At 38.2% G+C, this 22,944-nt stretch carries 26 protein-coding genes and 1 pseudogene; 17 read left to right on the top strand and 10 right to left on the bottom strand.

All coding sequences use genetic code 11. The features are described 5' to 3' along the window. Positions 1-139: 139 nt before the first annotated feature. From acnD to AC1M9C_RS09385, 13 genes and pseudogenes are all read left to right on the top strand, one after another. The gene (gene acnD, locus AC1M9C_RS09445; protein ID WP_481953599.1) at positions 140-2,758 is read left to right on the top strand and encodes a Fe/S-dependent 2-methylisocitrate dehydratase AcnD; all 2,619 of its coding nucleotides are present in this window, start codon (positions 140-142) and stop codon (positions 2,756-2,758) included. Between the two features lie 230 nt (positions 2,759-2,988). Then, positions 2,989-3,405 (top strand): hypothetical protein, encoded by a 417-nt coding sequence (locus AC1M9C_RS09440; RefSeq protein WP_481953598.1) that lies wholly within the window; start codon positions 2,989-2,991, stop codon positions 3,403-3,405. Between the two features lie 14 nt (positions 3,406-3,419). Beyond that, positions 3,420-3,610, top strand: a pseudogene (locus tag AC1M9C_RS09435) (hypothetical protein); the annotation flags it as partial. Positions 3,611-3,621: 11 nt separating this feature from the next. Continuing rightward, the gene (locus AC1M9C_RS09430; protein WP_481953597.1) at positions 3,622-4,350 is read left to right on the top strand and encodes a hypothetical protein; all 729 of its coding nucleotides are present in this window, start codon (positions 3,622-3,624) and stop codon (positions 4,348-4,350) included. Positions 4,351-4,355: 5 nt separating this feature from the next. Beyond that, positions 4,356-4,595 carry a zinc ribbon-containing protein gene (locus tag AC1M9C_RS09425; RefSeq protein WP_481953596.1) on the top strand — a complete coding sequence of 80 codons (240 nt, stop codon included), beginning with the start codon at positions 4,356-4,358 and terminating at the stop codon, positions 4,593-4,595. Between the two features lie 118 nt (positions 4,596-4,713). Then, positions 4,714-5,295, top strand: coding sequence for a DUF4126 domain-containing protein (locus AC1M9C_RS09420; RefSeq protein WP_481953595.1), 582 nt, complete (start codon positions 4,714-4,716; stop codon positions 5,293-5,295). A gap of 109 nt (positions 5,296-5,404) precedes the next feature. Further along, positions 5,405-6,136 carry a hypothetical protein gene (locus tag AC1M9C_RS09415; RefSeq protein ID WP_481953594.1) on the top strand — a complete coding sequence of 244 codons (732 nt, stop codon included), beginning with the start codon at positions 5,405-5,407 and terminating at the stop codon, positions 6,134-6,136. Positions 6,137-6,208: 72 nt separating this feature from the next. Further along, positions 6,209-6,469: a hypothetical protein gene (locus AC1M9C_RS09410; RefSeq protein ID WP_481953593.1), complete on the top strand. Its 261-nt coding sequence runs from the start codon at positions 6,209-6,211 to the stop codon at positions 6,467-6,469. A gap of 498 nt (positions 6,470-6,967) precedes the next feature. Next, positions 6,968-7,633 carry an RluA family pseudouridine synthase gene (locus AC1M9C_RS09405; RefSeq protein ID WP_481953592.1) on the top strand — a complete coding sequence of 222 codons (666 nt, stop codon included), beginning with the start codon at positions 6,968-6,970 and terminating at the stop codon, positions 7,631-7,633. 166 nt (positions 7,634-7,799) lie between these two features. Next, positions 7,800-8,180 (top strand): ribonuclease E inhibitor RraB, encoded by a 381-nt coding sequence (locus AC1M9C_RS09400; protein WP_481953591.1) that lies wholly within the window; start codon positions 7,800-7,802, stop codon positions 8,178-8,180. Positions 8,181-8,320: 140 nt separating this feature from the next. Further along, the gene (locus AC1M9C_RS09395) at positions 8,321-8,659 is read left to right on the top strand and encodes a zinc ribbon domain-containing protein YjdM (RefSeq protein ID WP_035269853.1); all 339 of its coding nucleotides are present in this window, start codon (positions 8,321-8,323) and stop codon (positions 8,657-8,659) included. A gap of 238 nt (positions 8,660-8,897) precedes the next feature. Continuing rightward, positions 8,898-9,362: a YybH family protein gene (locus tag AC1M9C_RS09390; RefSeq protein ID WP_092767489.1), complete on the top strand. Its 465-nt coding sequence runs from the start codon at positions 8,898-8,900 to the stop codon at positions 9,360-9,362. 72 nt (positions 9,363-9,434) lie between these two features. Beyond that, positions 9,435-9,839, top strand: a complete 405-nt coding sequence (locus AC1M9C_RS09385; protein WP_481953590.1) for an NUDIX hydrolase — start codon at positions 9,435-9,437, stop codon at positions 9,837-9,839. A gap of 10 nt (positions 9,840-9,849) precedes the next feature. Here the strand turns inward: AC1M9C_RS09385 and AC1M9C_RS09380 are convergent, their stop codons facing one another. The 7 genes from AC1M9C_RS09380 to AC1M9C_RS09350 all read right to left on the bottom strand — a co-directional run bounded on the left by AC1M9C_RS09380 (position 9,850) and on the right by AC1M9C_RS09350 (position 16,901). Beyond that, a complete protein-coding gene (locus tag AC1M9C_RS09380) occupies positions 9,850-10,800 on the bottom strand; it encodes a tRNA-dihydrouridine synthase (protein WP_481953589.1) in 951 nt (316 codons plus the stop codon). Positions 10,801-10,914: 114 nt separating this feature from the next. Next, positions 10,915-13,662, bottom strand: coding sequence for a bactofilin family protein (locus AC1M9C_RS09375; protein ID WP_481607909.1), 2,748 nt, complete (start codon positions 13,660-13,662; stop codon positions 10,915-10,917). Between the two features lie 41 nt (positions 13,663-13,703). Next, entirely contained in the window at positions 13,704-14,366 is a 663-nt protein-coding gene (locus AC1M9C_RS09370) for a PilW family protein (protein ID WP_481953588.1), read from the bottom strand. A 3-nt stretch (positions 14,367-14,369) separates the two neighbouring features. Continuing rightward, complete coding sequence (locus AC1M9C_RS09365) at positions 14,370-14,816, bottom strand: PulJ/GspJ family protein (protein WP_092767481.1); 447 nt, start codon at positions 14,814-14,816, stop codon at positions 14,370-14,372. Next, a complete protein-coding gene (locus AC1M9C_RS09360) occupies positions 14,788-15,315 on the bottom strand; it encodes a pilus assembly FimT family protein (RefSeq protein ID WP_092767479.1) in 528 nt (175 codons plus the stop codon). The genes AC1M9C_RS09365 and AC1M9C_RS09360 overlap by 29 nt, the downstream gene beginning before the upstream one ends. A gap of 1 nt (position 15,316) precedes the next feature. Further along, complete coding sequence (locus AC1M9C_RS09355) at positions 15,317-15,730, bottom strand: type IV pilin protein (protein WP_481587214.1); 414 nt, start codon at positions 15,728-15,730, stop codon at positions 15,317-15,319. Between the two features lie 361 nt (positions 15,731-16,091). After that, the gene (locus AC1M9C_RS09350; RefSeq protein ID WP_179999001.1) at positions 16,092-16,901 is read right to left on the bottom strand and encodes a cytochrome C assembly family protein; all 810 of its coding nucleotides are present in this window, start codon (positions 16,899-16,901) and stop codon (positions 16,092-16,094) included. 143 nt (positions 16,902-17,044) lie between these two features. Here AC1M9C_RS09350 and ffh point away from each other — a divergent pair, with 143 nt between their 5' ends. Both ffh and AC1M9C_RS09340 read left to right on the top strand, forming a co-directional pair. Continuing rightward, a complete protein-coding gene (gene ffh, locus AC1M9C_RS09345) occupies positions 17,045-18,451 on the top strand; it encodes a signal recognition particle protein (RefSeq protein ID WP_035269264.1) in 1,407 nt (468 codons plus the stop codon). Positions 18,452-18,574: 123 nt separating this feature from the next. Then, positions 18,575-19,129 carry an RBBP9/YdeN family alpha/beta hydrolase gene (locus AC1M9C_RS09340; protein WP_481587215.1) on the top strand — a complete coding sequence of 185 codons (555 nt, stop codon included), beginning with the start codon at positions 18,575-18,577 and terminating at the stop codon, positions 19,127-19,129. Positions 19,130-19,213: 84 nt separating this feature from the next. Here the strand turns inward: AC1M9C_RS09340 and AC1M9C_RS09335 are convergent, their stop codons facing one another. From AC1M9C_RS09335 to AC1M9C_RS09325, 3 genes are all read right to left on the bottom strand, one after another. Continuing rightward, positions 19,214-19,627 (bottom strand): hotdog fold domain-containing protein, encoded by a 414-nt coding sequence (locus AC1M9C_RS09335; protein ID WP_481587216.1) that lies wholly within the window; start codon positions 19,625-19,627, stop codon positions 19,214-19,216. A gap of 102 nt (positions 19,628-19,729) precedes the next feature. Next, positions 19,730-20,470 (bottom strand): type III pantothenate kinase, encoded by a 741-nt coding sequence (locus AC1M9C_RS09330; RefSeq protein ID WP_481587239.1) that lies wholly within the window; start codon positions 20,468-20,470, stop codon positions 19,730-19,732. 26 nt (positions 20,471-20,496) lie between these two features. Further along, entirely contained in the window at positions 20,497-21,249 is a 753-nt protein-coding gene (locus tag AC1M9C_RS09325) for a biotin--[acetyl-CoA-carboxylase] ligase (RefSeq protein ID WP_481587217.1), read from the bottom strand. Between the two features lie 27 nt (positions 21,250-21,276). On the opposite strand from AC1M9C_RS09325, the gene AC1M9C_RS09320 reads away from it, so the two are divergent. Beyond that, positions 21,277-22,077: a sulfite exporter TauE/SafE family protein gene (locus tag AC1M9C_RS09320; RefSeq protein ID WP_481587218.1), complete on the top strand. Its 801-nt coding sequence runs from the start codon at positions 21,277-21,279 to the stop codon at positions 22,075-22,077. A gap of 162 nt (positions 22,078-22,239) precedes the next feature. Continuing rightward, positions 22,240-22,935 (top strand): GntR family transcriptional regulator, encoded by a 696-nt coding sequence (locus AC1M9C_RS09315; RefSeq protein WP_481587219.1) that lies wholly within the window; start codon positions 22,240-22,242, stop codon positions 22,933-22,935. The last annotated feature ends 9 nt before the right edge of the window (positions 22,936-22,944 follow it).

Below are 22,944 nucleotides of genomic sequence, written 5' to 3'. Positions count from 1 at the left end.
CCTAAGTCGATGAAATATATAAGATTTGGGAAATTGACTTTCAGCAGTGTACTATGCCATCACAAATGATGAAGTCTCATCAACAACAAAATGTTTAGAAAGTTTAGAAAAAAGATGCTCAAGGCAAGGCAGGAACGCGATGAATAACAACTACCGTAAACCACTGCAAGGTACCCAGCTCGAATATTATGATGTGCGTCAAGCCGTTGAAGATATTCAGCCAGGCGCATACGCAAAACTCCCATATACTTCTAAAGTGCTTGCAGAGCAATTGGTACGCCGTTGCGACCCTGCAATTTTAGAGCAGTCTCTTAAAGAATTAATCTTTAATAAACAAGACCACGATTTCCCTTGGTATCCAGCACGTGTGGTTTGCCACGATATTTTAGGTCAAACAGCATTGGTGGACCTTGCAGGTTTGCGTGATGCGATTGCCGATCAAGGTGGAGACCCATCTAAAGTCAATCCCGTGGTACCAACTCAGCTGATTGTCGATCACTCACTCGCAGTCGAGTACGGTGGTTTTGATCCTGATGCATTTGAGAAAAACCGTGCGGTGGAAGATCGTCGTAATGAAGACCGTTTCCATTTTATTGAGTGGACCAAAACTGCCTTTGAAAATGTTGATGTGATTCCTGCGGGTAATGGCATCATGCATCAAATCAACTTGGAGAAAATGTCTCCAGTGATTCAAAACCGTGGTGGCGTGGCTTTCCCTGACACGTGTGTGGGCACAGATTCACATACACCACATACGGATGCTTTGGGTGTGATCTCCATTGGTGTCGGTGGTTTAGAAGCTGAAAACGTGATGCTTGGTCGTGCATCTTGGATGCGTTTACCTGACATTATTGGTGTAGAGCTTGTTGGTCAGCGTAAGCCGGGCATTACGGCAACTGATATCGTATTGGCTTTAACAGAGTTCTTGCGTAAAGAGCGAGTCGTCGGTGCATATTTAGAGTTCTTTGGTGAAGGTGCAGACACCATGTCGATTGGTGACCGCGCAACCATCTCCAATATGACCCCTGAATACGGTGCAACGGCTGCGATGTTCTATATCGACCAAAACACCATTGATTATCTAACACTGACAGGTCGTGAGCCTGAGCAAGTGAAGCTTGTAGAAACCTACGCCAAAGAAATTGGTCTGTGGGCAAGTGATATGACTAAAGCTGAGTACCCACGCGTATTACGTTTTGATTTATCGACTGTGACTCGTAACATTGCTGGGCCATCAAACCCACATGCGCGTGTATCGACAAGCGATTTAAAAGCAAAAGGTATTGCAGGTAATTTAGACGCTGCTCGTGCGCAAGAAGCAGAAGGCTTAATGCCTGATGGTGCAATCATCATCGCTGCGATTACCTCTTGTACCAATACCTCTAACCCACGTAATACGGTTGCAGCTGGCTTGCTTGCTCGTAAAGCGAATGAACTCGGCTTAGTGCGTAAGCCGTGGGTGAAATCATCTTTTGCACCGGGTTCTAAAGCAGCAGCATTGTATTTAGAAGAAGCAGGTGTACTCGGTGATTTAGAAAAACTCGGTTTTGGTATCGTGGCGTATGCATGTACCACATGTAACGGGATGTCAGGTGCGTTAGATCCAAAAATCCAGCAAGAAATTATTGACCGTGACCTCTACGCAACGGCGGTATTGTCTGGTAACCGTAACTTTGATGGTCGTATCCATCCTTATGCAAAACAAGCATTCTTGGCATCTCCACCTTTAGTTGTGGCTTATGCGATTGCAGGTACGATTCGTTTTGACATCGAAACCGATGCATTAGGAAACGATAAAGATGGCAACCCAATTTATTTAAAAGACATTTGGCCATCTGATGAAGAAATTGATGCGTTGGTTAAAGTTGCGGTAAAACCTGAGCAATTTAAGAAAGTGTATATCCCAATGTTTGATTTGGGTGAGAAGGTTCAAGCGGCAAGCCCATTATATGACTGGCGTCCACAAAGTACGTATATCCGCCGTCCGCCATATTGGGAAGGCGCACTTGCTGCACCACGTACTTTAGCCAATATGCGTCCGCTTGCGATTTTAGGTGACAACATTACCACAGACCATTTATCACCATCGAATGCGATTATGATGGATTCGGCAGCAGGTGAATATCTACATAAAATGGGCGTGCCTGAAGAAGACTTTAACTCATACGCAACGCACCGTGGTGACCACTTAACGGCACAACGTGCGACCTTTGCCAATCCGAAATTGTATAACGAAATGGTGGTACGTTCGGACGGTAGGATTAAGCAAGGTTCAAAAGCGCGTGTAGAGCCTGAAGGCGAAGTGATGCGTATGTGGGAAGCCATTGAAACCTACATGAACCGTAAACAGCCTTTGATCATTGTGGCAGGTAAAGACTACGGTCAAGGTTCTAGCCGTGACTGGGCTGCGAAAGGTGTTCGCCTTGCAGGGGTTGAAGCGATTGTGGCAGAAGGTTTTGAACGTATTCACCGTACCAACTTGGTGGGTATGGGTGTATTACCACTTGAGTTTAAAGCAGGGACTGACCGTAAAACTTTAGGTTTGGATGGTACTGAGCTGTATAGCGTGATTGGTAATATTGCACCTCGTTCGACTTTGACTTTAGTTATTGAGCGCTCAACGGCGGATGGTAAAAATCAAACGATTGAAGTGCCTGTTACGTGTCGTTTGGATACCGAAGAAGAAGTATCTGTATATGAAGCGGGTGGGGTGTTACAACGCTTTGCACAGGATTTCTTAGAAGGGAATGTAGCGTAGTTTATAAGTTGAAAATCTCCCCAAACCCCTCTTTTAAAAGAGGGGAATTCCCTCCTTTTAAAGGAGGCTTGGGGAGGATTAAAGTTATTTTGAACATTGATAAAGTATGTTTAGACTTTTAAAAATTCAAAATTTAGATAATATTTACATATATATTTTTAGAACAATAAGAATTGATGAAAATACGCAATAAATTGTTTTTAATATTTTTTTTAATCCTTGTTATTACAATGTCTTGGAAATTAAATCATTTAAATAAACCTGTAAATTTAAGTCAAAAGTTAGATCCCAAAGTAACTGCTCAGCAAATTTTGGGGAGAATCCCTTATAAAGTAAGCTCCGAAGCAAGTAAAAAAAATATTGAATATATCTTTATGGATATCGACAAGAATGCTTTATCCAGAGATGATTTAAGTCGAATTGAGAAGCAATTAACACAAACTTGGCAACTTGTAGAAAAGACGCAATATGATCATATTTATTGCAAAGATGCATGGAATGAAATTGTCATATCTCAGCCTGTATCACAAGCAGGTGAGCGAGATCAAAATTACAAGCAAAGATTTAATACGGATAAATACCAGATTTTTATAGTTTGGCAAAGTTATGGTACTGATGCTTGCATACACTTACTGAATAACGGCTAGTTGGGTTTCACAGTTCTATGTTGATTTTGGTGGTTGAGCGTTCATCGACTGAGGGTGTCAATTAAATCCTTGAGATTCCTGTAACCTGTCGTTCGGATACCGAAAAAGAAGTATATGTGTATGAAGCGGGTAGATGTTGCAATGCTTTGCACAGCCCTTGTTAGGAGGGAGTGTTTTAAATTTAATAATTTATAAGTTTGTTTAATAGGTCAATGTATGGATTATGATAAAGATATAAAAAACTTAAATATTAGTGATTTTGAGAAAAATGGATTACAGGTTTATCGAAATTACCAAAATGCATTTATAGAAAATCAAATAAAATTATTTGTTGAGGATTGTGATAATAAGCAGTATTTGAGTCTAAAAAATTTAGAAAGGGTAATGAATTTAATTTCTAATGAAGAAAGTAAATACCTCCCTATTGTAATATGTTCTTACGCTGATGAATGTTTTGAAAGTATGATCAAAAGAATCGTGCCCAAAGACACACCTGGAGGAGCGAAATCATTATTAGATGGCTTTGGTAGCTTATCAAGTTTTTCAAATCGAATTCAAATAGCGTATGTATTTGACTTGATTAGTAAGGATATATTAATAGAGTTAAATGCCCTTAGGAAGGTGAGAAATGATTTTGCTCATAGATGGGATATCGAAGAAAACAGAGATAAGTTAGTGAATAGTATTAAATCTAGATCAGTAAAAATAGAAGATTTACTAATAAAAGGGAATAGGATTAGAGAAAATTTATCTGTAGAAGATAAATGGAAATGCCACTTAATAGTTTTTGTGGGTCGACTACATTATGAAACTGAACTTTATTATTCCTGTGTAAAAAAAGGTTTAAAGCCCACAGAGGTTCTTTACGATTTAGATAAGAGTCCCAAACTTTTTAAAGATGTTAATTTACTTACTCACAGCTTTTTAGAAAAGTATAAACCGTGAAGTTTATGTTCGCCCAATCGACACCATCATCTGTCGAAATGGACAATAAAAAGTCATTCATTGTTCGTTATAGTGGTGTCACCATTTCTAAAATTATACGGAGAACAAAAATGGTTACAGCTGGCTCTAAACCGGGAACAGGTTTCTATTTTTGCGTTCAATGTGGGCATCGTGCTTACTTAGAAATTGGTACTGATCGTTTACCACCGTGTACCAAATGTTTAAGCAATCAATTTAAAAAATAATTCGCTCAAGCAAACACACTAAAACAGACACCACTGTTTGAAACAAAAGCCCTATTACTCCATAGGGCTTTTTTGTTACCTTAAGAAAATTAAAAACATATTAATAAAAAGGGTCACTATGGAAACGATACTCGGTTTATGTCTTGGTATAGGATTAAGTGCTGCATGTGGCTTCCGCGTATTTGTTCCATTATTGGTGATGAGTATTGCTGCCATTATGGGCATTTTTGAACCCATCAAAGGTTTTGAATGGTTGGCGATGCCATCGGTCTGCATTGCACTCGGTTTTGCCACACTGTGTGAAATAGGCGCTTATTACATCCCATGGGTAGACAACTTACTCGATACCATTGCAACACCTGCCGCGATGGTGGCTGGAACATTGACAACCATGGCGGTAAGCTCTGGTGAAATGTCGCAATTTGCAAGTTGGGCTGCCGCAATCATCGTCGGTGGTGGAACAGCAGGAGCAGTGCAACTTGGGACAGTGGCAGCACGGGGTGTATCGACCGCAACCACGGGTGGCGTGGCAAATCCTGTGGTATCTACAGGTGAGTGGGTCAGCGCATTGGTGATTTCCGTATTGTCATTTTTTATACCCGTATTGGTAGTGATCGTTTTAATAATCGGTGTGGTTTGGGCAGTACGCTGGATTCATCAGAAAAGACGCATGGTAAAGAATGCCGAAAGTCCCCTGTAAAATCTCAATGGAACATCGTAAAAATATGTTGAATCACGATTACCATTCCAGTTCATCTAAAAATTATATTGGCTAAAAACATTATAAAAATTATAAAGGAGCTCAGCAGATGCCTGTGCTAAAAATATTAAAGCGTCATGGTATATCAGTCGTGATACTTATGGCATGTTCGATTGCTTCAGTACCGTTATGGGCGAACACTCCACAGCAGAAAACACTAAGCCCAGAAGAAATCAAACTTCAACTGCAGGCAAAAAAATTTAAGGACTTTATTCCAGACCAATACTTTCTGTTCGATGCCGTAGAAGGTGATTTGAATCAGGATGGCCAAAAGGATGCCGTACTGATTGTAAAAAAAATTGATCCCAAAGGGTGGGTGAACCATCCTGATCAGGGCAAGCTGGATCGTAACCGACGTGGCATTCTGGTGCTATTACAGGATCAATTCAAATATCAAAAACTGATGCAGAATCTGACTGCATTTTCATCAGAAAATGAAGAGGGTGGTGTTTATTTTCCGCCAGAACTCAGTGCTGATATCCGCAAGAATATTCTGGGGATCCATTATGGACACGGTCGTTATGGCTATTGGAGTTATAAGTTTCGTTTAGAGCAGCAGGATATGCGTTTGATTGGTTATGATCTTTCTAGTAATTATGGCCCATATACTGATTATAGAGTAAGTATTAATTTTCTCAGTCATCAAAAAAAGCATTCACAAAATATCAATTTGGCAGATCGGGATCTTCAGGAAAAATTTAAGCATACCTGGTCCAAAGTGAATTATTCACCAATCTATCTGTCCAAAATCAAGGACTTTGATGAGCTCAATTTTGAATAACTTTTTTAATAAGGTTGGTGCGAATTTTGCTTGATTATTTACAGTAAAAATGATTCCAAGAGGAAGAATCACATGGAAATGAGCAGCATAGCTGAAAATGAAAAAACGTCTTTAGGTGTTAAAGTTCAATTTATGGCAGGCTGGCCAATATTACTGTTACTCATTGGTGGCGCAGTAGGAGTGGTACTGGGCATCGTTGCGTATGTGATTAACCTCAAAATTTACAAATCTGAATTATCTCAACTACAAAAAGTACTCGCTAATCTTATGTGTGGCATGTTTGCCATGATGTTGTGGTGGAGCATTGCATCTTGGATTCAAGCCAGTCTCTAAAATCAAAAGTCGACTTGAATTTTAATTGCAATATTTAGCTCAAAAACGCTAAAAAAAGTGTATCAATGAGCCTATTTGGGAAAAAATATTGTATTTATAAGATGAAATGAAATAATTTTTTATTCGATGCTAAAATTCGTTAATCTTAGGAAATTAATCCCGACGCAGTCTCGCTATTATATATCTCAAGGGTGTGACGGGATCGAAAAGAGTAGATTGCTACCAGTTGCGTACAACGTGCGTGTAGTACTTACCCAAAAGGTCTTGATTCGGCTTAGGACGCTATAAACCAGAAGTTTATAGGCAATAGGGTTATAACTTACAAAGTTATAATAGTTGAAGTAAACAACATGTTTTCCCTGACACCCTCAAAATTCTCTTAAAAAAAATTTTCATTCTCAATTCTCAAATCTCAAATCTCAAATCGCTCATCTTATAAATTGACACTGAGTTGATCAGTTGCTATTTTTCCGCATCCCAAAGAAATGCTCTGTTCACATGCCTTTAGACGATAATTTTGTATATATGCCACCTCAAGGTCCGCTTAACATCGTCTATGAAGATGATGATTTGGTGGTCATTGATAAACCAGCAGGATTATTGTCTGTGCCAGGACGCTTGCCTGAACATCATGACAGTGCGTATTTTAGAGTGATAGCTCAATATCCAAATGCAAAAATTACCCATCGTTTAGATATGGCAACCTCTGGAATTTTGATGTTTGCAAAACATCGTGATGCTGAAGTGGCTGTGAGCAAAATGTTCCAAGCACGCACCGTGAAAAAAAATTATGTGGCACTGGTGCAAGGTAAAATTGCACAACAGGGACAAGTAGACTTGCCTTTAATTACGGACTGGGAAAATAGACCGAAACAAATCGTTCATTTTGAATTTGGAAAACCAGCCTTAACACTGTTTGAATTGGTCGCTTATGATGCGCATTTAGATGTTAGTCGTGTCTTGTTGACGCCAATTACGGGGCGTTCACATCAATTACGCGTACATATGCAAGCCATAGGTCATCCGATCACAGGTGATAAACTCTATCATCCAAACCCTAAACTCAGTGATTTAGGGCGTATGGCTTTGCATGCAAGTTATTTAGAGTTTCAACAACCGTTGAGTGGTATTGAAATTAAAATTGTGAGTGAAGTTCCATTTTGAATGAAACGCTTCAAGCAGAATATGTAATGTGAGTGCCTAACTAAAATTTAACAATTACGATCATATAAGTTTAAGAACAATTTCTAATGAATTCTTCTCCAAAATGAAATAAATATAGGCTACTCTAGGATATTGTATACGCAATAACCACAATAAGGATGAATGTATGAGCCGTGATTTAGAACAATTTCCTAATGATGATAATGGCGATGTACTGTGGCAAATGTTCCAGGATGGAGATGATTTAAGCGAGCCGCATGAGATTGAGTACTCAATTGCTTTTAGCTCTAAAGAAAAAGCTGAAAAATGTGCCTTGTTCTTGCTTCAGGAAGAACAAAAGATCAGTTTATTTATTGATGAAGAGTCTGAATCCGCAGAATGGATTATCACGATTTACGTGTACATGGAGCCAGAATACACAGATATTGTGGATTTGGAAGAGTGGTTTACCAAAATAGCCAATGACTATGATGGTGAGTACGATGGATGGGGATGTATGGCATATGTATATGATGATGAAGATATAGAAGATGAGTTTCAAAGCTAAACAAGGCTAGAGCCAATAAAAGAACCTAAGTGATTGAACTTAGGTTTTTTATTTAAACCTTATAAAATTTAAGGTTTTTTTCTATTCGCTAGTTGAAAGTGGTATATTGAGCAAAATTTTTTTAATTTTTTGGATTTTTTATGTCTTTGCCAAATTGCCCAAAATGTTCCTCTGAATATACTTATGAAGATGGGGACCTCTTGATCTGTCCAGAATGTTCACATGAATGGAAAGAAGGAGAGACACTCGAAGAAGTGGTTCAGATCAAAGATGCAAATGGCAATCTTCTTGCAGATGGCGATACCGTAACGGTTATCAAAGATTTAAAAATTAAAGGTTCATCATCCGTAATCAAAGTCGGTACTAAAGCAAAAAGTATTCGTTTGTTGCCAGATGCAACGGATGGTCATGATATTGATTGTAAAGTAGATGGTTTTGGCGCAATGAAACTTAAGTCCGAATATGTAAAGAAAGCATAAGCTTTTTATAATGGCTTCAGTGAAACTGGGGCCAATTTTTTTATGTGATAATAACTCGTCGTTGGTTTTAATCTGATCATAATGATAAGTTTTAATAAATAATGGTTGTTTTTTATCAATTTAAATTGAATTTTAGATACAAATTAGAATAAAAATTTCTTTGCTTGGCACAAAATAACATTACAGTTTTTCTTTAAAAGTGTTAACTTCATCACACTAATAACAATAAGGTCACATCATGTCTATTCAGATTGAGGGTAATGTTGTTGCTGCTCATGAAGTATTAGCGCAATTAAAAGAATGGGATTCAGCATTAGTGGGTAATAATGTTGATGCGTTAATCGAACAATGTGCGCAAAATGTAAGTATGTTTGATGTCAGCACCCAACTTGAGGGAGCTGAAGCTTATCGAAAAGAATGGCAAAAATTTAGCCCCTATTTCTTCGATGGAATGCAAATCACTCGCCGTGATGTAAAAGTGCATGCGAGTGATCATTTGGTTGTATTACATTGTCACTCTAAAGTGGAACATAAAGCCTTAAAAGGTCAGCTGCAAATGCCTTGGTGTCGTACAACACTATGTCTACAAAAAACTAATGAACAGTGGGTGATGGTACACCAACATATTTCTATGCCTGTAGACTTAGCAACGGGAAAGGCTATCATCTTGAAGGATAAATCAAAATTAAGGCTTGTGGTTTAGCTTATCTTGAGCATTTAGATGGGCTTAAACAGTGTTATCTTTCATGAATGAGTTAAATTCTGGAGATGAGCCATGGGATTTTATGATTTTTATCGTTTGAGTTCTCATGCGGTGATCACCAACCCAGAGGGACAAGTCTTATTACTGAAAGCAAACTATGCCAATTACAGTTGGGGGTTGCCTGGTGGTGGTTTAGATCAAGGTGAAACCATACATCAAGCTTTGCTCAGAGAGTGTAAAGAAGAAATAGGTTGTGATGTAAGCATCCAGTATTTGTCTGGGGTTTACTATCACACACATTTAAACTCACACACCTTTATATTTCGATGCATGATTGAAAATAATGCCCAAATTCGACTCTCTGAGGAACATACGGAATATGCATGGTTTAGTCCAGAGCAACTGTCTGAGGTTCAACGCACTCGCGTTCAAGACTGTCTGAATTTTCAAGGTGAAGTTCGGAGTTATTCATTCTAGAATTTAGAAATTAGACAGATGGTATAATGTTTTGAAAATGATTGAGCTTAGCAATGATTTCATCTACTTGTTTCAGACGTTTCACTTCATCCCATAACAGTTTTGCTTCAGGATAATGTTTAGACATCATACCTAGCCATTGCTTATAACGTCCGACCATATTCATTTCTTTTTTATAAGAACCATTTAAGAAGCGAATTTGGAGTGTAATTAAATCGCTCCATTGTAATATCGCTTCGTCTTTATTTTGTCGGATGCATTGTGTGACATCGGGTGTTGTCACTGCTGCACGACCAATCATTAGATCTTCACAACCTGACTCTATTAAACACTGGCGCGCATCTTGGTTATTCCAGATTTCACCATTGGCTATCACATTAATGCTAAGCGCATGACGAATGGGTTGAAGTTGATCCCAAAAGGCGGGTGGGGTATAGCCATCTGCTTTTGTTCGTGCATGAACGGTCACCCAAGCGGCACCAGCATCTTCTATAGCATGTGCATTTTCCAGGGTGAAATTACGATCCATATAACCTAAACGCATTTTTGCTGAAACTGGTATTTCAGCAGGCACTGCATCACGTACAGCTTTAACCAGTTGATACACTGTTTCAGGTTCATCCAATAATACAGAACCACCTCGATGCCTGTTTACTGTTTTAGCTGGACAGCCAAAATTCATATCAATTGCAGGTGCACCTAACTCCACCGCTCGAACGGCATTTGCAGCCAACATGGTTGAATTATTCCCTAAAAATTGAACATGAACGGGTGTTCCTGCTGCTGTTTTGCCATCGTTCAATAATTCGGGACAGTAAGAATGATAGATGTGATCTGGAAGGACAGAATCATTGACACGGATAAACTCAGTTACACACCAGTCGAAGCTGCCGACATGTGTGAGAACATCACGCATGATGGGATCAGTTAAACCTTCCATGGGTGCTAAAACGAGTTTCACTTGGTCACCTGAATATGGGAAAAACGGTGTTATACGGTGTTTTGTATAGCTTGTCTAGTCAGAAATTTCACACAAAAAAAAGCCCAAACTTATGTTTGGGCTTTTCGCTTCCAATTATTGATATTTAGCCCATTGTAGGTCTGCATTTTTAATGGCGATGAAATCATTTGCATTCACATCGTCAACTTTATTTAAATTTTTATATTCATTTTTGGGAATATAAATATTTGTACCAGCACCCATTGTATTGTGTTGTTGAACACTAGTATACGGTGGGACACCTTGAGAGCTGATATTACCAAAGATTCCATTTTTTTCACCGATACCACATGCTGCACTACCTTCAACATTACTTCTTGCTAATACGTCACCATAAATTTGTGCACATGCACCAATACGCACAACCTGATTAGACATCAAGGCAACTAAACCAAGTTCTAGCTTTGTGATTTCTTTATTATCAATAGTCACTGTATCAAGCGTACCGTTAGGTAATCTATTGGTATTTTTATACATCGTATTCGCATCTTGGCACAAATTCACTGGCGTCAAGAATTTGTTCGATAAAGTTGCAGGTGTTGTTGCAGGTGGACTAACACTAAACTTAGTATTAGACGTAGTGCCTAAGTTACGTGAACAAATTAAGGCATCTGTTGCATTTGGATTTCGCGTAATATTACGAGGCGAATAAATGCGAGGAGACATCGCAATCGCATCAATATCACCTTCAGCAAGGAAAGTATTGGTGAATACAGAATCAGTACTGTCCGCCGCAAGATTCGCTTTACCAGAAATAATTAATTTACCTTCGAAATACAGAATACCTGGAGCAAAACTTGCGTTATCGAATGTAGATGTATCCATTGAACGAATATACCAAGTGTCTGGTAATGTATAGTCATAATCTTTAGGCCAGCCAAATATATAACGATCTTTACCATCAAGACCATTGAAGTCTAAGCTGACCCGTGGAAGATATCCAATAATTTGACTCGTACAATAACCGCTCTTATGCTCAGTACGTAGCCCTAAACTATTGGTCATGACCTGTTCTTCATGAATAGTTTCACAAATAGCACCGACATAATCTTTGCTATTCAAGGTGTATTTCCCTAAATAGAAACCTCGTGAGCCTGAGTTTGAGTTCTCAGGGTCAATTTTCATGATTTGAGTTTTATTTCCTGAAGCATCTACAGCAAACTGTTTGTGAATATTATTAGTAGCGTCATACTCATACATGTAAGTGATTTTAGAGCTCTCATTGCGAAGATGATTTAAATATACGCGAGCAGCGCCATATTCACGTACGAAAATATAGTTTGCATCATTTCGATATTGACGAACATCGACTCTGGTTTCAAACGTCATATTTTGAATTGCTTCTTGAATACTGGCTATGGTTTCAGACACATCGTATTTAGGAATATCTGGAAAAGTACTGAGCTGAGGGATGCTTGTGAGTTTTTCATAAATTTTTCCACTAATCGCATTCTTAAATCCTTCAACTACACCATTCTGATTTGAAGTACTAAAGTTGGCAAGATAGACATCACCTTTTACGTCTTCAGTAATAAGACCATCTAATAAGCGTAATGGACCGTTAGAATACACATTTCCACCAATCCAACTTGTACTTAAGCGGACTCCAGCCTTGTACACGCCAATCCCTTGTTTCGACTGATTGTGAGCATAGGCCGATTGTTCAATTTTGGAGAAGGTATCAAGGTCAATAAATTCTTTGGCTCTTACACTGCCCTTAACGTCACTACTAGAAATATTAACTTTCCCGCCTGATGTAATATCACCCGTAACAACACTAGTTCCGATCATTGTTACGTTGCCACCTGCCATGACATTTCCGTTGACTTTACTAGAAACGGAAATATTGACATTCCCTTGGTGTGTGGTGATAGAAGACACTTCAACATTCGTGCGTAGTGTTACATCTTTATTGGTATGTAAGTTTGCAGCATAGCCTCCTTCTGTAAGACTAATATTTCCGTCAGTGGAAATATTTTGAGCTTTAGAACCAAGAGAAAGTGTGACATCACCAATTGCTTTAATATTTTCTGCTTTGACATTGGTTAACAGTTTAACCCACTCACCAGATGAAATATTGCCAAAATTTCCGCCGTTAATAATATGAACATAGCCCTCAGCATTGATGTTAATTACAGCCCCATTTCTTGTACCACAGGCATCAATTAAGCAATCAATATAGACATTTCCACCTTTACCATCTTTGTCTTTCTTAACGTTAATAGTTAAGTTTTTGATATTTTGGATTTTGAAGCCAGCTTGTAAGGACAGGCTGCCACCATCGACATTCAGTTCGACATATTCATCTGGTTTAGTTGGATCTTCGCCAGAAATAGTAGTGCCAGACATAAATGTTTGACCAGTGAAATTAATAACACTCTTGTACTTAATCAGGTCTGCTGCAAGATCATAGATTGCTTGTATCGTAGTAGCTGATTGAGCTGACCCACTTTTCGACAGAATATTTGCGATAACAATACATTTGGTTCCAGTAGAACCATCTGGGTTATTGGTTAAACCATTGCAACCTTTTACATCTTTTACTTCAACTGTGACATAACGTTGGTTGGTATCATCATTTAAAAGTTGAATTTCACCTGTATTTAATAAGCTTTGGCGAAAGTCATTAATATCGGTATCCTTATATTTTTTTAATAAATATTCACGAAAGGCACTAACACCTGACCATCCCATGAGTTGTACGTTGGTTTGTGCATGCGCAGCAACATTTGCTTCTTTGTTGGAGATGAGTGATTTTGCAACAGTCGATGTTATGATCATCACTGTAAGCCCGATGAGCAAGACCAAAAGAATAGTGGCCATGCCTTGCTGCTTTCTTAAACTATTCATCTTTAATCTCGCTCTTAAAGGTTAACAATGTTATTAAGACAAACAGTATTACTCACTGTTTGACCAATATTTGAATTTTGCATTTCATCTGCGTATTGACGATTGGCAGTTATCGTCAGTTGGCGCGTACCTTTGGAGTTGTTTTTATCAATTCCAAAAGGTGTACAATTTCCCGGTGTTAATACAAAGTTAAAAACGGTGTCTGTTTCTAAGGTCTTAAAGGAAACAATATGCTGTTTTTCATCAGGTTGGCTAAAAGTTTCAATATTTAATACTGCTTCAGAACCACAGTTATTCTTTTTAAGAAAGATTAAGCGATATGTATCACCTTCTTTTTCTTGAGTTAATGCTTCACAGTTGTAATTAATCGTTGTATTTGCAGACATTAAGCTTGTTACAGGATCTGGATTCATACGCCAGAAAACAGCAGGTAAATTTTGAGTGTCCACTCCTACAGCAATATCTGATGTTTTTCCTGAACCATAGCCTGCATTTTGAACGAGCTTCTGTGCAACTGATAATGCTGTTCGTATTTGAGCATCGTATTCCGAATCACGAGAAGAACTAATACCAATTTGAGTCGTTTGTTTAAAAAGCATGAGCATCATTAGCATGCATAACATTGCAATGACTAATCCAACCATCAACTCAACGAGCGTAAATCCTTTTTGACTCATGATTTATCTCCCGACTCGATAACAATCTAAGCCTTCCATACTATCTTCAGCACAGGTCTTGGCATTAGATTGATTTGTACTCGCAGCTAACACAGGCCATGTAATTTTTGTACCTGCGACACCGCTCGTTTCACTAATATTTTCAGAATTCAAATTGCAATAAATGTAGTAGGTATTACCATTTAATGTGAACGATTTACTTTCGGTAGATTGGTTATTGAATGAAGCACAAACATCAGTTGAGTCAGTAGATATAGTGATGGTTTGTAAGCGATTTTGCAGTTCGTTTATCACTATATTGTCAATGTTCATATATCGTTGCGTGTTCAACATTTTGCTGATTGCTAAACCGCTACCAAAAACAATAATCGAGAATATAAGTAAACCAACAAGAGACTCCAACAATGTGAAACCACGTTGATTAGTTGATTTGAATGTTTGCTGATTCATTATTCTTCTCAACTGTAACGGTTAAATTTAAATTTGAATTGCACGTTGCTGATGCTGAACTTGCAGCAACCAACATCCCATTCGAGTTAAAAGATAGACAATAAAACTCTGTATTGTTTACTTTGAAAAATACATTCGATGCATAGGGGATTTTTTGAAGGATATAGTTTTGGTCAGGCGAGTTGCCGTCACTTGTTGAACACGCATCAGTATTGTCCTTAGCAACACGAATGACTCTAATTTCTTGATGGGTTTTATCTATACAAACAGATGCTGCTGCAAGTGAAGACTCTTGATTATTCGTGTTTCGAATTGCTGCAGAACGAGCTTGATAAGTCGCATTTTTAATACCTGCTAGCGCTCCATCAACATGACTTTGATCTACCCAAGCTCTGGTTAAAGAAGTACCTACAAATAACAAAATAGCCAGTACAACGATCGTAATCATTAGTTCGATCAGCGTGAAACCAAGTTGTTTTCTATAACCAGTATTTTGCATATTATTTCACCCAGTCAGTATATGAACCACAACCGGACACGGTACGAGTTCCATCATTTTTGAGTGTTAATGTACAACCTAAAACTCTTGCTTCAGTTCCTATTGCCTGAACCGCATAATTCACACCATCTGATGAAGTGTATGTAAAATTAAATGAATCAGAACTTGGATTCCAAGTTGTAAATTTAGTTTTTACTGCGTTGGTATTTGATAAGGTTTCTTTAGGGTAGTTTAGTGTTCTTTGATATGCATTTTCAGCACCTAATGAAAGTGCGATTAAATTTGATTGAGCTTCTTTGATTTTTGCTTTGGTGACGTAGTTTTGATAACTAGGTACTGCAATTGCGGCCAAGATTGCAACAATAATGATGACGATCATTAATTCGATTAAGGTAAAACCTTTTTGCAATTTCATACATACCCCAAAATAATCATCAAAAATATCCATTTACTAACTGTAACATTAGTTACTAACCTAAATAATAACAACTTATAGGAGATTAATGGGGGCTATTAAGCGATGAACAGATTATTAATATTAATTAATTAAATAATTCAAATAATATTAACTATTATTTATTAAATCATCATAAAGGTTTAATGTGGTTTTTTTATTTTAAATAATTGATTTTTATTACTATTTTTAATATGAAAATTTTATTTATACTTAAAATTTATTTACCTATATTTTAAATGTATTTAAAATATATAAAATTTAATAGGATGTGATATTTATTTAATTATTATTATTTATCGTGATTTAAATCACACAATTGTTATTTTCCTAGAATCATTTCTAATACAAATTTTGATCCAATAAAGCCTATTGCAAGTAAAATAAAACCAATAATGGTAAAGCGTCTCGCTTTTTGACCGCGCCAACCAAAACGATAATGTCCAAATAAAAGTGCACCGTAAACAAACCAAGAGACAATACTAAATGCTGTTTTATGTGCCAAATGTTGTGCAAAAAAATCATCAATCGTAAAAAAGCCGAAGATAAGTGCAGTACTTAATAAAATGAAACCTGTAACAAGCATATCGAATAACAGAGATTCCATTGCTTGATAGGAGGGTAATAGATTTACCCAAACACGATGTTTCTGTTTGTTTTTTAACTCACGATCTTGTAACCACAACAAAACTGCGTGAATTGTTGCCATTAATAGCACTGCATAAGCTGAGAGTGACAAAATAATATGGACATCAAGTCCAAGTGTGTTCTGTTTAAGTGTAAGTATAGGCTGGCTCAAGGAATAGCCTAAAATTAAACCCAATGCAGCTACTGGTATTCCAATCAGATTCAGCGCAAGTACAGGTCGATAAGTGCTATAAAGCAGGCTCAATAACAACATGAGTGCTGAAGTAAATGAAAGGAGATTAAAAACATTATAGTTAATGCCGAAAGGCGTTTTCATATCTATCAATAAGACGACAGCATGCAAGATCAAGCCTAATCCAGCTACGAGACTGATAAACCAATGATTAGGGACACGTTTAGTCATTAAATGGGTAAACAAATACCAAAAGGCAGTGGTATAGGCGATCAATGCTAAAATTGTGTAAACCAAAGGGAGGCTAATCATGTCAAACCTTTTTATGGATGCTGAATATTCATCTAATAAGATATAAATTCCAAACGAACTACAGTATCCTATAGCATCTTATGCATAAATTTTCTATTTTAAGAAAGATTTTTTTGCAACAACCATTTTAAGCGGATTTTGCAATGTTTGATACCTTAACAGAACGACTCACGCAGAGTTTAAGAAATGTTACTGGCTCTGGGCAACTGACCGAAGACAATATTAAAGATACGTTACGTGAAGTGCGTATGGCACTTCTTGAAGCCGATGTTGCACTTCCTGTAACTCGTGAATTTATCGCGAAAGTTAAGGAAGAGGCATTAGGTCAAGAGGTGATGTCACAGTTATCTCCAGGCCAAGCATTCGTCAAAATTGTTCATGATGAACTCACCAAAATGATGGGTGAGGCAAATGAAAGTCTTGATCTTGCTGCAAAGCCTCCCGTTGTTGTTTTATTGGCTGGTTTACAAGGTGCAGGTAAAACGACGACTGCTGCAAAATTAGCTCGTTTTTTACAAGAGCGACAAAAGAAAAAAGTCGCAATGGTTTCTGCCGACGTCTATCGACCTGCAGCGATTAAGCAGCTCCAGACTGTAGCAGGTGAAGTCGGCGCGATTTTCTTTGAATCAAGTGCTGATGAAAAGCCAATTACGATTGCGAACCGAGCGATTGAACAAGCCAAAATTCAATTTGCGGATGTATTGATTGTCGATACTGCAGGTCGTTTACATATCGATGACGATATGATGGGCGAAATTAAAGAATTGCATGCAGCGATTAATCCTACAGAAACACTGTTCGTTGTAGATGCAATGACCGGTCAGGATGCTGCAAATACAGCAAAAGCATTCAATGATGCATTGCCTTTAACCGGTGTGATTCTTACAAAAACTGATGGTGATGCGCGTGGTGGTGCGGCACTTTCTGTTCGTGCAATTACTGGTAAGCCTATTAAATTCTTGGGGATGGGGGAGAAACTCGATGCCCTTGAACCATTCCATCCTGAGCGTGTAGCACAACGTATCTTAGGTATGGGTGATGTTCTTTCTTTGGTCGAAGAGCTTGAACGTAAAGTCGACAAAGAAAAAGCTGAAAAAATGGCGAAAAAACTGCAAAAAGGCGGCAGCTTCAACTTTGAAGATATGCTGATGCAGTTTGAACAAATGAATAAAATGGGCGGTATGATGGGCTTCTTAGACAAGTTGCCTGGCATGAGTAACTCAGGAATTCAGGATGCGATTGCTCAAGCAAATCCTGAAAAGCAAGTGAAGAAAATGGAAGCGATTATTCAATCGATGACCATCAAAGAGCGTCGCAATCCTGACTTGATGAATCCAAGCCGTAAAAAACGTATCGCAGCAGGTTGTGGTATGGATGTAGCTGAAGTCAATAAGCTGATCAAACAACATGCCCAAATGGCAAAAATGATGAAAAAATTTGCGAATCCATCGGGTATGGCGAAAATGATGAAATCATTAAGCGGTATGCAAAAGAAATTTGGTGGCGGCGGTGGCGTTGGTCCGTTATTTGGTGGAAAAGATCCAAAATAACTCCCAAAATTTAAAAAGGCGCTGTGGCGCCTTTTTTCATGCTACATAATTTTGCAAACTTACTATTTAGTTTAAAAAATAATCAATTCATGATGTTGAGAATATAGTCAAGAGTGCAAGAAAATGACACAGGTTTATGTTGTGCATGGATATACGGCAAGCCCTGAAGAAAATTGGTTTCCATGGATACAACAACAAGCTGATCAGTATGGTATTCCATTAAAAGTATTGAGATTAGATCCTTCTGAGACGCCACAATTAGGAACGTGGGAACAACAAATGAAAGAGCAAATAGCTCAAATTGATGATCAAACAATTTTTGTTGCTCACAGTCTCGGGTGTATTGCAACTTTACATTACTTAAGCCAAGTGCTTTTAAACCAAAAAATCAAAAAATTAATTCTAGTTGCTGGTTTCAATGGACGTTTAGGGCGGCTTGAGCAAGTCAATCCATTTATTGATGCTGCTGATATAGATTTTGAACTCATTCGTGGCCAAGTTCATGATCGCGTGGTCATTTATTCTGAAGGTGATGAGCGCGTTCTGCCTAAATTTAGTTTCCAGCAAGCTGAAAGTATTGATGCACATGTCGTTGCTGCTGAACATCAAGGCCATTTTATTGATTCAGAAGGTTGTACGGCATTGCCTGAGGTCTGGGCTGAGATTATTCGAGATTAATTCAGAAGCTATAAGCTCTCACTGACGTGTTTAACGTGATGTCACCCACATATTGATTTCTGCTCTAAAGACAAGCGCTTGGTTTTAATCATGGACTTCGACACACGCTACAAATCTATTTGGTATGGATTGCCCCGCTTGAATTGGCGTCAGAGGATAAGCAACTGCTGTTAAATCGGTCGTTGCTTTTTTAATATAGTTGACTTGCATACCGTCGGGTATCCATCGATGGCTTGGTGGAAGAGTGACTTCTGTCATTAGACCACCAGTAAGCTCTGCCAAATTACACAATGCGATCGCATGTACAGTATCGAGGTGATTTAAAACCCTTTTTTCTTTAGACATCTGGACCTGACAAAAATCTGGTCTCAATTCAATAATTTTCGTGCGAATCGACTTGAAATAAGGTGCTTTGAGTTGGATCACTTGATTGAAAAGTATTTTCCCAAAGGGCAGTTTCTTCGCGATATTCCAAACGTTTAACGTCCTGTTATTCATGTTGTTCAGCCTGTTTTTTTGTATTTTGGATGTGTGTACTGACACTGAGTGAATAATTTTTTGTTTTAAAAGACACTCAGTTCAGCAGACCTGATGACCAAGTTATGTTTTTTGCTTCGCGACAGCAAGATAGCGTTGTAAGCCTTTTAATAATAAATCGGTTTCGATTTGCGGGTCATAAGATTGTAAATATTGAGCAAAGAGTGCAGCATCACCACCAGTAAGAATTAATTTTCTTGGTGATGTTGTTAAAACTTTTTCGATCATACTGACCAATCCCAATAAAATACCATGATGAACTGCATCCAATGTATTTTGCCCAGGACTTAACTCATCAAATGCAGCATCAGGGATTTTGATCCCTTTGGTATTTTGAATAAGTGAATCTCGCTGTAGATAGAGATTTGGTACGATATATCCACCTAAATGTGTAAATCCATCTGCTAAATCAATCGTTAAGGCCGTTCCACAACTGATCACGCAATATTTCTCTTGAGGATCGGTGACGACCGCTAGAACTTGTAGCCAACGATCAATGCCCAGTTGGTTCGGTTCTGTATATCCACATTGGAGTCCTGCATATTCTTGATGAACTTTAGCAACGACAATTGGGATATCTAGCAGTTTTAAAATTTTGAGTATACGGTCGTTATTCTTCTTGTCTTGAACAGATGAGATACCGACTTCTGAGAGGTTTTGAGATTTAAAGTGTTGGATGAGACCCAACATTAAGTCCGCAGGAGATTGTAGATGAAGCTCCGCCACATGCTCCAAGATTTGCTCACCTTCCGTGATCCAATATTTTAAACGCGTATTGCCTATATCTAACCAAAGACGTTTCATCATGTATTCGCTGACCTATATTTTCTTTATTTTTTTAAGCGTAAACGCCCTTGATACAAACCGATTAAACCTTGTTCAGTCAAAATATTAATTCGACCATCATCTCCAATACCTTTAAAGATACCTTGTACTGTTTTATTCACTTGCTCAAACTCTACAGTCTGATTCATAAAAGCAGCATAGTGATTGAAACGTCCCGAGAGGTTATAACTTCCATGCTCAAACCATTGTCCGGCTTGCATGATGGCGAGATAAAGTTCTGAAATAATCTTAATTCGATTTGGATGAGCTAAACCCAATTGCATAATGGATGTGGTTTGCTGTTCGATTGCTGCATCAGAAACAGGCAATAAATTAACACCAACGCCAACAATCGCCTGATGTGGGGTTACAGGCTCTACCAAAATGCCACCCCATTTACCTTGCACACTATAAAGGTCATTTGGCCATTTGATTTGTAAATGATCCAATGACTTAAATGAAGGAATTTGCAAAATATTAAGTGCAATCTCAAGGGATAGTCGACCATCTAAGGGTGTTTTGGTTTCTAGCAATGTGCTTAAATAAATATTCCCGACTGGGGAAACCCATTGTCGTTGATGTTGTCCACGTCCCTGAGTTTGAGTCTCACTGCATACAAGAATACCCTGTACACCTTTTTTGATGAGTGCGCGTACTTCATCATTGGTTGAAGTGGTGCTCTGTTTTAACAGTAAAACTTCTGGAAGTTGTTGAGCTTCAGTTAAAAGCTGACTGAGGTGGCGAGTCTCTAAATCCATGTTGAATCTGAGAAGAGTAAAAGATTTATGGAGTTAATCATATATTTAGCTATTGGTGCAATCGCTGGTTTTACTGCAGGGTTGTTTGGCGTGGGCGGTGGGTTAATCATCGTACCCATTTTATTTATTGTATTTACCCAAATGGGTTATGACCCAACTGTCATTATGCACATGGCGCTTGGAACATCATTGGCTACGATTGTGGTCACATCGATTAGCTCAGTTATGGCACATCATAAAAAAGGTGCAGTGCTATGGTCAGTATTTAAAAATTTAGCGCCAGGTTTGGTACTGGGTTCATTTTTTGGTGCTGGATTGGCCAGTATTATCTCTGGACCAATGCTCCAATTGATTATCGGTTGTTTCGCAATTTGGGTTGCATACCGTATGTTCCGTGGTGCTAATGTGGTGGTCGATCAATCTAAGCAACTACCTTCTGTACCTGCTCAATTGGCTGCGGGAAGTGGAATTGGGGTGGCTTCAGCAATTTTTGGGATCGGTGGAGGAAGTTTAACCGTACCTTATTTAAATCATCATGGGGTGGTGATGCAAAAAGCTGTTGCAACATCTGCTGCAAGTGGACTGCCGATTGCTTTAGCAGGTGCATTTGGATTTATGTTCTACGGACAAAAAGCACCTGCTGAAATCGAAAATGCCATTGGATATGTTCATGTTTATGCATTCATTGGCATTAGTGTAATGAGTTTTATCACCGCAAAAGTAGGAGCAAAAGTTGCACATAAACTGTCAGCAGCGATGTTGAAAAAATGTTTTGCAGCTTTGCTTACAACTGTAGGGATTTATTTTATTTATCAAGGCGTATTTTGAGAAAAATATGCCAAATCATTCTCGAAAATAATGATGTGTATTGACTTAAAAATTTGATAAATTGTCAGACAAAGACATAGTCAGTATGATGCTATTGGTATAAAAACAATAAAATAGCATCATGCTTGATGAAGTGTGAGTAAAAAAATAAATAGGAATATTATGCAATTGGAAGAAGTGGACAGCCTTTCAGAGCAAATAGCCAGACATATAAGTGAACAGATTATTAGTGGCGAATTGGTCGAAGGTGAACGTATACAAGAATTGCGTATCGCTAAAGAATTAGACGTGAGTCGAGGTTCGGTACGTGAAGCTTTGTTATTACTTGAACGCACGCATTTAATTGAAATTTATCCAAGACGCGGCGCAATTGTGTCAGAAATGTCTGCTCAACAAGTGCGAGCTTTATTTGATACGAGTGCACTTATGTTAGGGCAGATCGTCCAGCGTATGAGTGAAACTTGGCGTAATCATGAAGCTGAGGCGCTTCAGCAACTTATGCAATATTTAATTGAACAAGTTAAACAAAGTAATACTGAAAAATTTTACGATGGTGTATTTCAATTTTTAGCTAAGCAACAAGATATGGTAGCCAACCCATACTTAATGAAGTTTTATCGCGAACTGTTGCCATCTATACGTCGTAGTTATTTTTTAACCTTAAATACTTCGCGTAGAGAGCTTCAAGAAGCACTTGAATTAATTAAGCTTGTGATCGATGCAATTTTGATCCGAAAATCACAACAAGCTACTTTATTTATGGAAGATTTTTGCCGACACTTGCGCAATCTAGTGTTAGAGTCACTGACACGAATGAAACAAATTGAACTAGCTTGGGCGCGGAGATCGCGCAGATAATCAGGACAC

The sequence above is a fragment of the Acinetobacter sp. 24-47-39 genome (assembly GCF_056783825.1).
The sequence above is the reverse complement of the archived record's forward strand: the minus strand, read 5'-3'. Positions and strand labels throughout refer to the sequence as shown.

Bases quoted from the DNA above. Each gene is read 5' to 3' on its own strand.
- AC1M9C_RS09410 (WP_481953593.1), top strand. From the start codon at position 6,209: ATGGAAATGAGCAGCATAGCTGAAAATGAAAAAACGTCTTTAGGTGTT.
- AC1M9C_RS09395 (WP_035269853.1), top strand. From the start codon at position 8,321: ATGTCTTTGCCAAATTGCCCAAAATGTTCCTCTGAATATACTTATGAA.
- AC1M9C_RS09360 (WP_092767479.1), bottom strand. From the start codon at position 15,315: ATGCAAAATACTGGTTATAGAAAACAACTTGGTTTCACGCTGATCGAA.
- AC1M9C_RS09390 (WP_092767489.1), top strand. From the start codon at position 8,898: ATGTCTATTCAGATTGAGGGTAATGTTGTTGCTGCTCATGAAGTATTA.
- AC1M9C_RS09315 (WP_481587219.1), top strand. From the start codon at position 22,240: ATGCAATTGGAAGAAGTGGACAGCCTTTCAGAGCAAATAGCCAGACAT.
- AC1M9C_RS09325 (WP_481587217.1), bottom strand. From the start codon at position 21,249: ATGGATTTAGAGACTCGCCACCTCAGTCAGCTTTTAACTGAAGCTCAA.
- AC1M9C_RS09350 (WP_179999001.1), bottom strand. From the start codon at position 16,901: ATGATTAGCCTCCCTTTGGTTTACACAATTTTAGCATTGATCGCCTAT.
- acnD (WP_481953599.1), top strand. From the start codon at position 140: ATGAATAACAACTACCGTAAACCACTGCAAGGTACCCAGCTCGAATAT.
- AC1M9C_RS09370 (WP_481953588.1), bottom strand. From the start codon at position 14,366: ATGAGTCAAAAAGGATTTACGCTCGTTGAGTTGATGGTTGGATTAGTC.
- AC1M9C_RS09320 (WP_481587218.1), top strand. From the start codon at position 21,277: ATGGAGTTAATCATATATTTAGCTATTGGTGCAATCGCTGGTTTTACT.
- AC1M9C_RS09440 (WP_481953598.1), top strand. From the start codon at position 2,989: ATGTCTTGGAAATTAAATCATTTAAATAAACCTGTAAATTTAAGTCAA.
- AC1M9C_RS09430 (WP_481953597.1), top strand. From the start codon at position 3,622: ATGGATTATGATAAAGATATAAAAAACTTAAATATTAGTGATTTTGAG.
- AC1M9C_RS09355 (WP_481587214.1), bottom strand. From the start codon at position 15,730: ATGAAATTGCAAAAAGGTTTTACCTTAATCGAATTAATGATCGTCATC.
- ffh (WP_035269264.1), top strand. From the start codon at position 17,045: ATGTTTGATACCTTAACAGAACGACTCACGCAGAGTTTAAGAAATGTT.
- AC1M9C_RS09330 (WP_481587239.1), bottom strand. From the start codon at position 20,470: ATGAAACGTCTTTGGTTAGATATAGGCAATACGCGTTTAAAATATTGG.
- AC1M9C_RS09400 (WP_481953591.1), top strand. From the start codon at position 7,800: ATGAGCCGTGATTTAGAACAATTTCCTAATGATGATAATGGCGATGTA.
- AC1M9C_RS09420 (WP_481953595.1), top strand. From the start codon at position 4,714: ATGGAAACGATACTCGGTTTATGTCTTGGTATAGGATTAAGTGCTGCA.
- AC1M9C_RS09335 (WP_481587216.1), bottom strand. From the start codon at position 19,627: ATGAATAACAGGACGTTAAACGTTTGGAATATCGCGAAGAAACTGCCC.
- AC1M9C_RS09375 (WP_481607909.1), bottom strand. From the start codon at position 13,662: ATGGCCACTATTCTTTTGGTCTTGCTCATCGGGCTTACAGTGATGATC.
- AC1M9C_RS09425 (WP_481953596.1), top strand. From the start codon at position 4,356: ATGTTCGCCCAATCGACACCATCATCTGTCGAAATGGACAATAAAAAG.
- AC1M9C_RS09340 (WP_481587215.1), top strand. From the start codon at position 18,575: ATGACACAGGTTTATGTTGTGCATGGATATACGGCAAGCCCTGAAGAA.
- AC1M9C_RS09385 (WP_481953590.1), top strand. From the start codon at position 9,435: ATGGGATTTTATGATTTTTATCGTTTGAGTTCTCATGCGGTGATCACC.
- AC1M9C_RS09365 (WP_092767481.1), bottom strand. From the start codon at position 14,816: ATGAATCAGCAAACATTCAAATCAACTAATCAACGTGGTTTCACATTG.
- AC1M9C_RS09415 (WP_481953594.1), top strand. From the start codon at position 5,405: ATGCCTGTGCTAAAAATATTAAAGCGTCATGGTATATCAGTCGTGATA.
- AC1M9C_RS09405 (WP_481953592.1), top strand. From the start codon at position 6,968: ATGCCTTTAGACGATAATTTTGTATATATGCCACCTCAAGGTCCGCTT.